The following is a 14,069-nucleotide window of genomic DNA, read 5'->3' as shown; positions in this document are numbered from 1 at the left end:
GAATAGTGGCTTTAATTATTAATTTAGGTTTAATACAATGTAACAGTAATTAACAAATAAAAAACTTAATATTGCTGCGAAAAATCTAATACTAAACCTTGTGAAACCAAGTGTACTGAAATTTATATTTCCGATAATATGCTTTTTTATAGTACAGTATACTGTACTTGCCCAAAATAGAGTTACTGGCAATATTGTAGACAAAACTACCTCCAAACCCCTATCGGGTGTTACCCTACGAATAATAAGTCAAAAGGACTCTTCTATACTATCTGTAAGGACTAATACTAATGGCCTCTTTACACAGCACACACTAGAAGATGGAAGATATACGATCAGCACGAATTATGTTGGTTTTAAATCTGAATTGCAAACTTTTGTAATGTATGGCAAACCGACGTACTTCTTCTTTCGCTTAGAACCAGCCGAAATAGCTATTGAAGAAGTAGAGATCACAGCCCCTCAGTCCATCGTGATGAAAGGGGACACGTTAGAATTTGACGCTAAGAATTTTTCAACACGGGAATATGCGGATGCCGACGAACTGGTAGCTCAAATTCCCGGGGTAATGATTGATGAGGAGGGTAATGTGGAAGCACATGGTGAAAAGGTCACGCGTATTATTGTTGATGGAAAAGAGTTCTTCAGTTCGGACCCACGAATAGCTTTAAAGAACTTGCCTGCGGAGATCATTGCCAAAATACAACTAATTGATGAGAAATCGGAACAGGCTCGTTTTTCAGGCTTTGATGATGGGAAGCGTAATAAGGTAATCAACATTATCACTAAGCCGGACAAACGTCGTGGATACTTTGGAAAAGCAAATGCAGGCAAGGGTAACAGTGACAAGTTTGGAATCAACACTTCTATCAATTCCTTTGATGGGGATAAAAAGTACGCCATAAATCTTATGGCAAACAACATCAACGAAACCAACTTTGCTGAACAGGGGCGTGGAGGTGGACGAAGAGGAAACAACAACACGGAAAGAGGTCTGTCAGATACCTATGCAGGCGCCATCAATTTTACCAACACTTACCTAAACAAGAAAATGGAGGCCAGTGGAGACTACAACTTCAAATCTCTTTCTACGCGAACAAATACGCAGTCGAACATCGAATACCTCAATGACAAACAGGCGAATCAATTTAGAACACAAGAACAACTATCGAATAACTTAAGCAAAGAACACAAATTTAGTGGTCGCATAAAATGGGATATCGATTCTACTAACAGAATTGACTTTTCTCCAAACTTTAACTTCACTCAGGATTTTAGGCAGAGCAGTTCCACTAGTCAGACGAACAGAGAGCGTGTTGACCCTATCAATGAATCTGTACGCTCGAATGATAATGATGATAAAAATTTAAATTTTGGTGGCGCATTGACTTATATGCATCGATTCTCAAAAAAAGGGAGATCGATATCACTGAGGATTAATGGGAATAAAAGCACAAACGATGTACTGGGACTCAATCTCGCTATGACATCATATTATAAGGATTCACTATTGACCCGCAGAGACACAAATAACAACCAAAGTGTAACAAACGGTTACGGATCTAGTGCTAGTGCTCGACTCTCCATTACGGAGCAGCTTTCCAGCCGTAGTCGACTTCAGGCTAATTACAATTTCAGAAACACGGCCAACTATTCTAATCGGGAAACATTTGAATTTCTAGCGGAAACAGGGCAGTTGGGGGAATTAAAGGACAGGCTTTCGAACGAATTTAGAAATGACTATAACTATCATAGCGCAGGTATGTCTTATTCTTATAACATGAAAGATTCACTTCGGATTCAGATAGGATTAAATTATCAACATGGTATTCGTATTAATAACCGTACTGTACCGTTAAACCTTCATACTAAGGCCGACTTCAGCAGTTTACTGCCCGAATTTACTGCCATATATAAATTCTCTAAAGACAGAACTTTTGAATTCAACTATAATACACAAACGAACACACCAAACATTAATCAGCTCCAAGACTTTATCAACAATCAAAATGAGTTGCGCATCACCAACGGAAACCCTAATCTAGATCAGGAGTATGCACACACCTTGAAACTGCAATACAAAGACGTAAACAAGCGCTCGGGCCGGACATTAACGAGTAATGCAACTTTTGAATATCTGAACGATAAAATAATCAACTCGGTATTAATGACGGACACAACTACAACGTTATTTGACGATGTGATTTTGGGAGCGGGCGGGCAATATACCGTACCTACTAACGTAAATGGTGCGTACAATTTCAGGATCAACAACAGTTATGGTCTTCCGATTAAACCCCTTAAAATTAATCTACACACTAATACCAGAATATTCTACAACAATGATCTGACAAAAATAAATGGAGATCTTGTGAACAGCACTTCCTATGGCTTTGGACAAAGTATTGGTTTTAATTCGAATTTCAGCAAACAGTATGTAGTCGGATTAAACTATAAAATAGATGGGAGATTCACCCGAAACCCGATAGCCAGAGTACCACGTTATGAAGTGTTCACGCATAGAATAAACAACAATGTAACAGTAGAACTCTTTAAAAAACTGGTTCTTTCATCGCAATTTATGTATTTACTCAATGGTGGTATCATGGGAAGTCCAGGCATCGAAACATCCATTTGGAATGCATCTATCAGTTACAAATTATTGAAACGTAAAAACGGTGAATTGGCCTTTAAGGGGTTCGACCTACTAAACAATGCTCAAAATGTAAACCGGAGAGTAAATGAAAATAATATATCGGATGTGACATCCAACACCCTGAACCGTTATTTTCTATTATCATTTACATACAACCTGAGACAATTCGGTGGCAAAATGCCGATCGGAAGAAAAGGAAGTTAGATAAAGAGTCCGCCAGAATGTATAAAAGCTTGCTTTTTATCCATATAGTTTTCTTTGTCAATTGCTTTCGTTGCTTTGGATAAGATAAGTGTTCGATACCCTAAACTCAAAGCGTCCATAGCCGTAAAATAGACACAAAAATCTGCGGCTAGACCACAAATATGCACTTCGGTAACGTCACGATTCTGTAGGTAACCGTGCAACCCCGTATTCTTACGTCGACCATTATCATAAAAACCGCTGTAACTATCTATAGCAGGATCAATACCTTTTCTAAATATCGCTTCTATGCGTTCTTGCCGTAAAGTATCGGCCAACTCAGCTCCTCTAGACCCCTGCACACAATGGTTAGGCCACAAGACTTGTTCTAACCCGTTTAGATCAATAAGATCGAAGATATTATGATCGGGATGCTGTGAAGCAAAACTCTTATGGTTGCTTGGATGCCAATCTTGTGTCGCAACAACGAGATCATATCGAGACTGCAACATATTAACCGTGTCAATAATCTGATCACCGTTGGCCACCTCAAGAGCTCCACCCGGGAGAAAATCATTTTGAATATCTATAATTATCAGTGCTTTCATCCTCTTAAATTAATCAATATTCATAATATAGCCAATACCCCGGACGTTGGTTATTTTAACCCTTTCGTCATGTGCGAAATATTTTCGAATCCGACTGATAAATACATCCAGACTACGCCCAGTAAAATAGGTATCGTCTCCCCAATAGGTTTTAATAATATCTTCACGCGGAACTACGTTATCCTTGTTCTCGAACAGGCGACGTATCAATTCGGTCTCCCGATAAGAAAGCTTTGCTTCTCCGGAAACGTGTCGCAGTGCATTTTTACCGGTATCCAACAAATAATCTCCTATCTCATACAACGCACGTATACTTTTCTTTGCGCGTTTGGACAACGCTTCAATACGGACTATCAACTCTTCAATCTTGAAAGGCTTGCGGATGTAATCATTTGCCCCTAAATGAAAGCCTTTTACAACGTCTTCTGTCTGTGTCAACGCTGAGAGAAATAATATCGGCACATGTGGATTCACTTTACGGATCTCGGTGGCGGCGGTAAAACCATCCATCAATGGCATCATAACATCTAGTATAATAATATCTGCATTCTCACGCTTAAAATAATTTAGGGCTTCTTGCCCATTTTCGCGATGAACAACTTCAAAACCATGATCTTCAAGGCTATCTGCTACAATAAGAGCCAAACTCTGCTCATCCTCAACGTATAATATCTTCACTTTATTCATCCTATAGGTATTGATAGTGTAAATATAGTTCCTTTCCCCAAGATGCTTTCTACTTCGACATTTCCACCATGCTGTCTTACGACCTGTCTAACGTAGGCCAATCCTAACCCAAAACCTTTAATAGGATGTAGATTGCCGCTAGGCACCCTAAAAAACATCTCAAATATATCCTTTAAATAACTTCCATCAATTCCTAGTCCATCGTCGGAAATAGATATCCGCGCAAATTCAGCATCTCTTATTAGCTTAACCTTTATCTTGACGGACTCACCTGAATATTTGATGGCATTGTCCAACAGGTTACTTATCACGTTTTTTAAGTGTGCAGAATCTGCTTGAATTGAAAACTCATTAAGATCATTCTTAAAATCAATAACCACAGGCTTCCCGGCTCCCAATTGTGCTATTTCTACCCCCTCTTCAAGTAGCTGAACTAAATCGATACTCGTCTTTTGCATCATTATCCCCCTGACCTCATCAATATCAAGCTGCAATACCTTCTCAATCATATTAGAGAGATGTTGAAGTTCGCGATGCGAGATATTTAGGTATTTTTCCATCTTACTCTTATCGTCCTTGGCTCCATAACGCTGAATAGATTCTATCGCTGCCATTACTGTGGCAACAGGGGTCTTCAACTCGTGCGTCATATTATTAACAAAAGATTTGCGCAGAAGAGCCAATTTATTTTGTCTATTGATAGTCCACAATAAGTAAATAAAGGCACCTATTAGCGCTAAAATCAACAAGACAGAAACAATGAGTTGTATAGCCATTTTACCTAACAAGTAGAAAATGGGTTGCTCAAATTGGGCTAAGAGAAACTGATCCTGTGTGGAGTTGACCAATATAGGTCGAGTTGAAATTGTCCCATCGGCATCAATTTTTATCCGATGCGGACCGCGGGGCCGGTCTCCATCTGTTATAGTTTTGATATCTACCGCTATTGGAGTTGTGATCCCCTTTACCGCTAAGGATTCCCGCAGAAGAGTGTTTACTTCATTGAGCGTACTGTCATTGAAGTCTACATTTTGCAATAGGAAGGATGGCATAATTGCGACAGGCTCGCCATCTCCCTTTTTTTTAGCCTCCCGGCGCTCAGCATACCGGCGCATTCGTTCACGTGCAAGACTATCCCAAAGATTCTGTATTTTGAACTCATCGACATTGGAATACAGAGATTTGATACGCGAAACAAAAAGCTTACCTTCTTTAGCAATACTTTTATTTCTTTTTTCATTGAACACGCCCTCATGATCTATATAATAGGATTGAACAGCATTAAAAAGCCCCCTCTCCACCTCATTCACAAATATCTCACGTCTATTAACGTACCCTCCATAAAGCCAAACGCCCACAATACCGCCTATCCCAACAAGGGAAAGAACGATCATCACCATCAATATTTTATACTTTTTTAACATGATTAAAACAAATTTAAATTCTTAGATTTGCACCACGAATTGTTTAGGGTCATATTTAACAAATTATAACACATATTAACAATACGTATTACTTACATTTGCATGTCAACTAATATATATGAGGCAATTATTACGTTTTAAATACCTTTTATTTCTATTTTTACTTGCTACAACAGTTTCCTTTTCTAGCTGTGACAAAGAGATGAGTGTGTCTTTGGAAAATCCCAATGATAACATGGGTATTGTTGTTGTTGACTCCATGACTATAAATACGTCTACATTTCAATTGTTAAACATGCCATCCGCTGGTACAGGAACTTTGCTGGTGGGTAAATCGACTCAACCTAAAGTAGGCTCGTTAAAGTCCTCTTCGTATTTCTTGGTACAGTTGCAAACATTAATAAACGATATCCCAACGAATGCAGTCTTTGATTCTGTAAATTTAGTACTAAGACCAAACAGATCGAGATATTTTTATGGGGATACGACAAAAGTTCAAACAATCGCTGTGCACCGCGTTACAGAAGAAATCGTAACTAAAGATATCACTAATGCCATTGACAATTATAATACACCAATCTATGTCACTGGACCTACAATCTTCAACGATCAAAAATTTAATTTTGACGCAACCGCTTTAGGGGCGAAAACATTCAATCCCACGATCCGTTCTTTGGACAGCATAAGTGTACGATTGAATCAAGCTTTTGGACAGGAAATTTTCGATATGGTACGTGCTAATGATATCAACGTAACGTCGAATGAATCTTTTCAACAATACTTAAAAGGTCTTGTTCTTGTACCAGGTTCGCAAAATACGGTTATTTTAGGATTAAGTGATACCCTACAAATGAACGTCAACTATTCGTACGTGGGATCTGATGGTTTCCTAAAAAAAGGTGCTAAAGTAATCTCTGCCGGAGGCAAATCTTATCAGTTTAACAATATCGAGCATGACCGTACAGGGACTGCTTATGCAAGTCTAAATACGACAAACCGAGAAATTAGTAGTACAGCGACAAATGGCGAGGTATTTATCCAAGGGGGTGGTGGTCTTGTAGCGAAAATGACGATTCCTTCGTTAAATGAATTCATGTATGAGGAAGATCTAGCGGTGAATAAAGTAGAACTAATTATCGAGACGACAGGTAAGAATTATGGTTTTTACCCATCTCCCAATCAATTAATGTTATTGATTGCAAATAGTAACGGTGTGCCGATTTCTTATGTAAGGGTTCCATTCTCAAACAGTATCCAACAAGCGACTTTTATACCGGGTAACGACTCGGGTGTGAATGGACGTTACGTTTTTAATTTGATTGATTATATTAAAAATGTAAATCTTCCTGAATATAGGGGAACTTCTTTATTATTATCTACAGCTTCTCCGGCACTGTTCGGAACAGCTAATGGAACAATGATCGCCACGGAGAATGGCAAACCAAAAATTAAATTAAATATTGTATATACTAAATTCAAATAATCTTATGAATAAGAAAAATTGGCTTGTTGTAGTTTTGGCCTGCGTTTTTTCGTTAAGTGCTTTTAATTCATGTAAGAAAAGCGATGATACTGACTCTACAACCGATACAGGTCCTACGGAATGGGTCAAAGATTCTGCTTTTGATGGTGACCCAAGAAGTGCAGCAGCTTCTTTTCAAATCGGTGAGACTGGATATCTAGCAACAGGCATCTTGTCAACAAATGAACGTACAAAAGATGCTTGGACATTTAAAAATAACCTATGGTCTCGTATTGCTGACTTTAAAGGCGAGGCTCGTAATGGTGCTGTAGGCTTTAGCATCGGTGGCAAAGGTTATGTAGGTACTGGTTTTAATGGTACGGATGTATTGCGTGATTTTTGGATGTATGATCCTGCGGCAGACACATGGACAGAGATCGCACCTCTTCCTGCAGAAGCTGACGCACGCTATGGTGCTGTTGCCTTTACATTGAACGGTGCTGGATACGTAGGTACGGGTGCTACAAAAACACAAAAAACATTGAAGGATTTCTGGAAATATACGCCTGGAACAAACGAATGGACTCGTATTGAGAACCCTTTGAAAAACAAACGCGTTAACGCATTTGCTTTTGTGGTAGGTGGCAAAGCATATATCGGTGGTGGTATGGATAACAACCAATTCCCTGAGGATTTCTATTCTTTTGATGGTTCTAACTGGGCTGAATTATCACCTTTGAAAGATGCGTCTAATACATACGATCTAACCCGTCAATCAGCATCAACATTTGTAATCGGTAACTTCGGTTATGTAGTTGGTGGTAAAAAAGCTTCTGTATTAGGCAATGTATGGAAATATGATGTAGCTGGTAACAAATGGGAAAGTAAACACCAAGCTTTACCTCAGAATGCTAGAGAGGGAGCTGTTTCATTCTCTATCGGTGGAAAAGGTTACTTGACTACTGGTATGAACAGTGCAACAAAATTTGATGATACTTGGGTATTTACACAAGTACGTTAATCAAAACATTATAATAAGTAAAAAAGGCGAATACATCAGTATTCGCCTTTTTTACTTATTAGAATTGGTATTTTATTGATTAACGCATGCTTTTTATGGAATCAATGAGCTCTCCCGATAACAGAGAATCGGGTTCATCTCCGGAGGTGAATCTGCCCAGCTGGAGTTTGATTTATTTGATTCACGAATTAATTTCAAATAATATGCTTTCTATTACAATGTCATTCATATTTACGTAATCGTCATCAATATATCACCAATATCCAGCTTTTAGTCCTATTTTTTCTCTCCCACTAGTGTTGACAATTACGTTATATACCAAAAAAACGCCCTCGAATGAGGGCATTTTTTTGGTATATATATGTTTACGGTTAGTTCACTAGATTAGTCCCTTTTTATTAAGCAATTCGGCAACCTGCACTGCATTTGTCGCAGCTCCTTTTCTCAAATTGTCGGCAACAATCCAAAGATTTACTGTATTTGCCTGTGATTCGTCTCTACGGATACGACCTACAAAGACTTCGTCCTTGCCGTGCGCGTCTTTAGGCATTGGATACTCCAGATTACCTGGATTATCTACAACGACTACCCCTTCTTGACTTTTCAAGGCCGAACGCAGTTCGTCTAAATCAAAATCGTTCTCGAACTCAATATTAACAGACTCAGAATGTCCTCCCACAACAGGAATACGCACTGTTGTAGCAGTAACCTTAATAGAATTATCTTGCATAATTTTATTGGTCTCCTGAATCATCTTCATTTCTTCTTTGGTGTAGCCGTTTTCTTGAAAAACGTCGATGTGCGGAATCACATTAAGGTCAATTTGATGCGGGTATGCTTTTTCGCCCTCTACACCTGCTCTTTCATCCTTCAATTGCTGCACTGCTTTCACTCCTGTGCCAGTAACAGACTGATACGTGGATACTACGACGCGCTTGATCTTATACTTTTCATGTAGAGGCTTTAATACGACCACCATCTGAATAGTTGAACAGTTCGGATTAGCGATAATCTTGTCCTCTGCGGTCAACACATCTCCATTTACTTCGGGTACCACTAATTTTTTTGATGGATCCATGCGCCATGCTGATGAGTTGTCCACCACGGTAATTCCAGCTGCGGCAAATAGAGGGGCATACTCCGTAGACACTCCTCCTCCTGCTGAAAACAGGGCCACTTGTGGCTTCAATGCAATAGCTTCATCGGGAGTCACCGTCTTAAACTTCTTACCGTTGAATTCAATTTCCTTACCCTTGCTTCTTTCGGAGGCAACTGGAATTAATTCTGTTACGGGGAAGTTCCTTTCCGCCAATACCGTCAAAATTTCTGACCCAACAAGTCCAGTTGCGCCAACTACTGCTACTTTCATTTTCTTATAATTTTTAGTACTTACGTGACTTCTATTCTAAATTCACGATGTCAAACATAGTAAATAAAGAGGAGTATTTTATAGAAAAAATTACATTTTTCTCATTTTTAACGGAGGAATATTAACAGAAAATAGCTGTATAAAGCCCTAAAATTACTAATTTATCAAAATAATATGTCTGCTGACCGAATATTCAATGTATAAAAGATGTATTTGAGCAAAAATTATTCTTTATCTTGTACATTATAGAGAAACTGTATTTTTCTTATAACGAACCAATTATCAGTCATATGAAAAAGCTGCTTTTTACATTTTTTTGTATCTTTGTATCCATAACTTATCTATACGGCAAAGGGATCATTGTCAATGAGGTTATGGCAAATCCAAATGGAGGCCAACTTCCGGAATTTGAGTATATTGAACTTTTTAACAACGGAACGTCCGTACAGAACCTTTCTGAAATTAGCTTAAAAGTCAACAACAAAGTAATAGTTCTTCCATCTTATCTTCTAGCACCGCAGCAACTGGTGGTTTTATGCCCTAAAGAGGGTGAACCTTTTTTAGAAAACTACGGAAATGTCATTGCTTTATCCAGTTGGATTGTCTTAAGTAATACAGGTGCTACTATCACCGTTTATCAACAGAATTTGATAATTGATAAAGTATCCTACAAAGACAGCTGGCACGAAAGTCTATCAAAAAAGAACGGTGGTTGGAGTCTGGAACGTATCAACCCCAACTGGCTCTGTAATATGGCATCCAACTGGACCTCATCCGTTGCAATGCGCGGCGGCACCCCCGGCACTCCAAATTCTATATTTAATAGTAAACACACGCCAGACATTAAGATTACGGACGGAAAAATAAGGGATAACACTATCCGTATCACCTTCAATGTAGATAAAACCATCCTGCCTATTTTTACAAAAGAACAAATTCTTATAAATAACGCAGATGAAGTCCTTTCAAAAATCTCTTGGAATACGGGTCAGGACACACTTATCCTTATTTTTAACAAGTCTTTAGAGGAAAACAAACTGTATACGTTAACCATTAATGACTTCCAGACTTGTGGCAGTCAAATCTCAATGTCTCCTTACCCCCTTTTCAATCAACAACCCTCCGAACATAATGCTATTGTGATTAATGAAATCCTATTTAACCCTAAAGATGGAAGTTCCGACTTTATAGAGCTCTATAATAAAACGGAATACCCGATAAACCTGCAGGGGTGGAAACTGGGGAATCGGCCTATATCTAATCAGTTACTATTAATTTCGGCAGGCGACTTTTTAGTGTTAACAACAGAAAAAGAGACCTTGATGAAGGAGTACCCCAATTCAGTATATGACCATATCCGTGAAGTTCCTAGCTTACCGGCCTACCCAAATCAACAAGGAGTAGTAACCTTATTTTCAACGACATCTCTTATCGACTCGCTGTACTACCATAGCAATATGCATAACCCTTGGATCAATAATCCTAAAGGGGTGTCTTTAGAAAGGGCTTCCTATGAAGAAGAAACTAATCATCCCGGCAACTTCAAATCTGCGTCAACATTGGTCGGCGGCGCAACTCCTGGATACAAAAACTCACTAATTGTGGATAACTTTTTAATAAAAAACAATTTTTATTTGCGTGCAAAAACGGTGTCGCCAGATGGAGATAGCTTTGAGGATCAACTGGAGATTAACTACAAACTGAAGGCGACCAATTACATGTTGACAGTACATATATACAATGAAAAAGGCATACTAGTCAAACGTTTGATTCGTAACGAAAGTACCGCTTCTGAGGGCAAAATCACTTGGGACTGCAGGGGTGACAATGGGCATCAAGCACCTGCTGGTCACTACATTTATTGGGCTGAAATTTATGATGACACTGGCTCCAGAGAAGTTTTTAAAGGGTCTTTTGTCATGGTTTATAAATCGCAGTACTATTGACAAAAACGCGATAAAACACCTATCTTTGCAGCACCGAAAGTTAACGTATATGCCGCTTTTTAAATTAGCAAAACATCGGCCAACAGCTTTCATAGTTTTACATCGCATAACCGAGTGTATGGTCTTTGAATAAACAAACACTCGTAAAATATTTATTTTAATGAAAGAAACAATTATAATCCTTGGTTCAAACGGTCAGATCGGCACCGAACTAGCGGATGCACTAAGAACCAAATTTGGCGCTGAGAATGTAATTACGACGGATATCAGAGAACCACAAATCACAGCTCCTGATCATCACTTCGAAATTATCAATGTCCTTGATAAAGATGCTGTAAAAGCCCTTTTCGAAAAGCATAAACCTACTCAGGTATACCTTTTAGCGGCGATGCTATCGGCTACAGGAGAAAAATACCCACAGACTGCATGGGATTTGAACATGAACGGTTTATTAAATGTCTTGGATCTTGCTGTGGAATTAGGTGGTATTAAGAAAATATTTTGGCCTAGTTCAATCGCTGTTTTCGGACCTCACTCACCAAAAGTGGAGACCCCGCAATACTGCGTAATGGACCCAAATAGCATCTATGGTATCAGTAAGCTTTCTGGCGAACGTCTGTGTGAATACTATCATGCTAAATACGGTTTGGATATCCGTAGTATTCGTTATCCTGGAATAATTTCCTGGAAAACAGCTCCGGGCGGAGGAACCACGGATTATGCGGTACATATTTTCTTTGAAGCCCTGGCTAAAAGCAGTTATGAGAGCTTTCTATCAGCAGGTACCGCTCTGCCAATGATGTATATGGATGATGCCGTACGTGCTACTATACAGTTAATGGATGCCCCTTCGGAGAACTTAACCATCCGGTCCAGCTATAATCTTGCTGGTATTTCTTTCACTCCAGAAATGATCGCACAAGAAATTAAAAAAATTCTTCCTAATTTTGAGATGTCTTACAGCTCGGGAGATCCTCGCCAAGCTATTGCCGATTCTTGGCCGCAAAGTATCGACGATGTATATGCCCGTAAAGATTGGAACTGGGAAATAGCTTATGACCTGGAAGCCATGACAAAGGACATGATCGAAAATCTTAAAACAAACAAATAAAGAAATGGGTAGAGCTTTTGAATTTAGAAAAGAAAGAAAATTTAAGCGTTGGGCCAAAATGGCCGTACAATTTACACGCTTAGGAAAAGAAATAGCAATTTCTGTAAAAGAAGGAGGCCCTCACCCTGAAAATAACTCTCGCTTACGTACTGCAATCCAAAATGCGAAAGCGGTAAATATGCCTAAAGACCGTGTTGAAGCGGCAATCAAACGCGCCTCCGAAAAGGATTCGAAAGGTTACGAAGAGTTTGTGTATGAAGGCTACGGCCCTCACGGTGTCCCGGTATTAATTGAAACGGCAACTGATAATACGAATAGAACAGTAGCAAATATCCGTAGCTACTTTACAAAAGCAGGGGGTTCTTTAGGTAAAACAGGATCTTTAGACTTCATATTTCAACGTAAATCTATTTTCAGATTTCCAGCAACGGAAGAGTTGGATGTAGAAGAGCTAGAGCTGGAATTAATTGACGGAGGTCTCGAGGAACTATACGTAGAATCTGATGAAGAAGGAAATGATATCGTTGTGGTACAGACTTCTTTTGAAGATTTTGGGAATATGCAACGCTTATTGGAAGAAAAAAACATTGAAGTAACTTCTGCCAAATTAGAACGCATTTCATTATCTCATAGCACATTGACAGAGGAAGAAGCGGCTGATGTCTTAAAACTGATCGATAAAATCGAAGAGGATGACGATGTTCAGGCTGTTTACCACAATATGGACTAGTCAAGTCTAAGGAGACTATGCTAAAAGAAAAAAACCTTCACACTTCCAACGTGTGAAGGTTTTTGATTACGTAGGGTTAGTTTCTTTTTCTGAATGAACGTTTTAACAGTCTATTGGTGGTGAATTCAAAGCATTTTATTTAAGTTTGGGTATGCTCAGTTTTGAAGAATTTTTTATAAAAAAGAAAATAGATCTTTTTGCATTGAAATCTGCAAATCAGGAACTCTATCGGGAATTTGAGGTTCACTATAGGGCAATGGGCGAAAAAAGCTTTGATCATTCCAAAAAATTCTGGTTTAATAAGTTACGAAAAAGTTATTTATTGACCGAAGAAGCAGATTTACCTAAAAATAGTAGTCCAAAAGAAACTGCTTCACCTGTGGATATCGAACCTGCTAAAACGAGCGCTAAACTTGGGTTTAAACCTAAATTTGGGTCGAAGCCAACGAGCAAAAGTGTTGAAAACACAAAAACCTCACAAGAAACGTCAAATGTTCCTCCATCGGGTTTCAAACCGAGATTTAAGCCGGACATCATAAAAATGACTCCACAGGAAGAACCAGCTCCTATAACTAATGTAGAACCACCTGTGGCAACCGAAGAAGAAGCAAAAGCAAGTGGTAGTAAACCGGCTGGATTCAAACCCAGATTTAAAGCTGGCGTGACTAAGGGCACCGCTCCAGTAGAAAAAGCCGAAGAACCAGCTCCTATCACTAATATAGAACCACCTGTGGCAACCGAAGAGGAAGCAAAAGCAAGTGGTAGTAAACCGGCTGGATTCAAACCCAGATTTAAAGCTGGCGTGACTAAGGGCACCGCTCCAGTAGAAAAAGCCGAAGAACCAGCTCCTATCACTAATATAGAACCACCTG

At 39.0% G+C, this 14,069-nt stretch carries 11 protein-coding genes; 7 read left to right on the top strand and 4 right to left on the bottom strand.

Going from position 1 to position 14,069, the window contains the following annotated elements; all coding sequences use genetic code 11:
* Positions 1-100: 100 nt before the first annotated feature.
* On the top strand, positions 101-2,860 hold the full coding sequence (locus G7B18_RS14065) for an outer membrane beta-barrel protein (protein WP_164110945.1): 2,760 nt from the start codon (positions 101-103) through the stop codon (positions 2,858-2,860).
* Here G7B18_RS14065 and pncA read toward each other — a convergent pair.
* From pncA to G7B18_RS14050, 3 genes are read right to left on the bottom strand one after another with little or no spacing between them, the layout of a single operon-like run.
* Positions 2,857-3,447: a bifunctional nicotinamidase/pyrazinamidase gene (pncA, locus tag G7B18_RS14060; RefSeq protein ID WP_164110943.1), complete on the bottom strand. Its 591-nt coding sequence runs from the start codon at positions 3,445-3,447 to the stop codon at positions 2,857-2,859. The two genes, G7B18_RS14065 and pncA, sit on opposite strands and share 4 nt — an antisense overlap.
* Before the next feature lie 9 nt (positions 3,448-3,456).
* Positions 3,457-4,134, bottom strand: coding sequence for a response regulator transcription factor (locus G7B18_RS14055; protein WP_164110941.1), 678 nt, complete (start codon positions 4,132-4,134; stop codon positions 3,457-3,459).
* Positions 4,131-5,558, bottom strand: coding sequence for a sensor histidine kinase (locus tag G7B18_RS14050; protein WP_164110939.1), 1,428 nt, complete (start codon positions 5,556-5,558; stop codon positions 4,131-4,133). Before G7B18_RS14050 ends, G7B18_RS14055 begins: the two co-directional genes overlap by 4 nt.
* A gap of 118 nt (positions 5,559-5,676) precedes the next feature.
* On the opposite strand from G7B18_RS14050, the gene G7B18_RS14045 reads away from it, so the two are divergent.
* The gene (locus G7B18_RS14045) at positions 5,677-7,041 is read left to right on the top strand and encodes a DUF4270 family protein (protein WP_164110938.1); all 1,365 of its coding nucleotides are present in this window, start codon (positions 5,677-5,679) and stop codon (positions 7,039-7,041) included.
* A 4-nt stretch (positions 7,042-7,045) separates the two neighbouring features.
* Positions 7,046-8,041, top strand: coding sequence for a Kelch repeat-containing protein (locus tag G7B18_RS14040; protein WP_164110937.1), 996 nt, complete (start codon positions 7,046-7,048; stop codon positions 8,039-8,041).
* A 379-nt stretch (positions 8,042-8,420) separates the two neighbouring features.
* Here G7B18_RS14040 and G7B18_RS14035 read toward each other — a convergent pair whose 3' ends face one another.
* The gene (locus G7B18_RS14035) at positions 8,421-9,410 is read right to left on the bottom strand and encodes an aspartate-semialdehyde dehydrogenase (protein ID WP_164110936.1); all 990 of its coding nucleotides are present in this window, start codon (positions 9,408-9,410) and stop codon (positions 8,421-8,423) included.
* A 290-nt stretch (positions 9,411-9,700) separates the two neighbouring features.
* Here G7B18_RS14035 and G7B18_RS14030 point away from each other — a divergent pair, with 290 nt between their 5' ends.
* From G7B18_RS14030 to G7B18_RS14015, 4 genes are all read left to right on the top strand, one after another.
* Positions 9,701-11,356 (top strand): lamin tail domain-containing protein, encoded by a 1,656-nt coding sequence (locus tag G7B18_RS14030; protein ID WP_164110935.1) that lies wholly within the window; start codon positions 9,701-9,703, stop codon positions 11,354-11,356.
* Positions 11,357-11,516: 160 nt separating this feature from the next.
* The gene (locus G7B18_RS14025; RefSeq protein WP_164110934.1) at positions 11,517-12,467 is read left to right on the top strand and encodes an NAD-dependent epimerase/dehydratase family protein; all 951 of its coding nucleotides are present in this window, start codon (positions 11,517-11,519) and stop codon (positions 12,465-12,467) included.
* Positions 12,468-12,471: 4 nt separating this feature from the next.
* On the top strand, positions 12,472-13,197 hold the full coding sequence (locus G7B18_RS14020) for a YebC/PmpR family DNA-binding transcriptional regulator (protein ID WP_079642723.1): 726 nt from the start codon (positions 12,472-12,474) through the stop codon (positions 13,195-13,197).
* 151 nt (positions 13,198-13,348) lie between these two features.
* The coding region (locus tag G7B18_RS14015; RefSeq protein ID WP_205600329.1) for a hypothetical protein at positions 13,349-14,069 on the top strand (721 nt) is incomplete at its 3' end.

This window comes from Sphingobacterium sp. xlx-130 (assembly GCF_011007405.1).
In the GTDB taxonomy this organism is placed as follows: domain Bacteria; phylum Bacteroidota; class Bacteroidia; order Sphingobacteriales; family Sphingobacteriaceae; genus Sphingobacterium; species Sphingobacterium luzhongxinii.
Note: the sequence above shows the minus strand (reverse complement) of the source record. Positions and strands in the feature narration are given on the sequence as shown.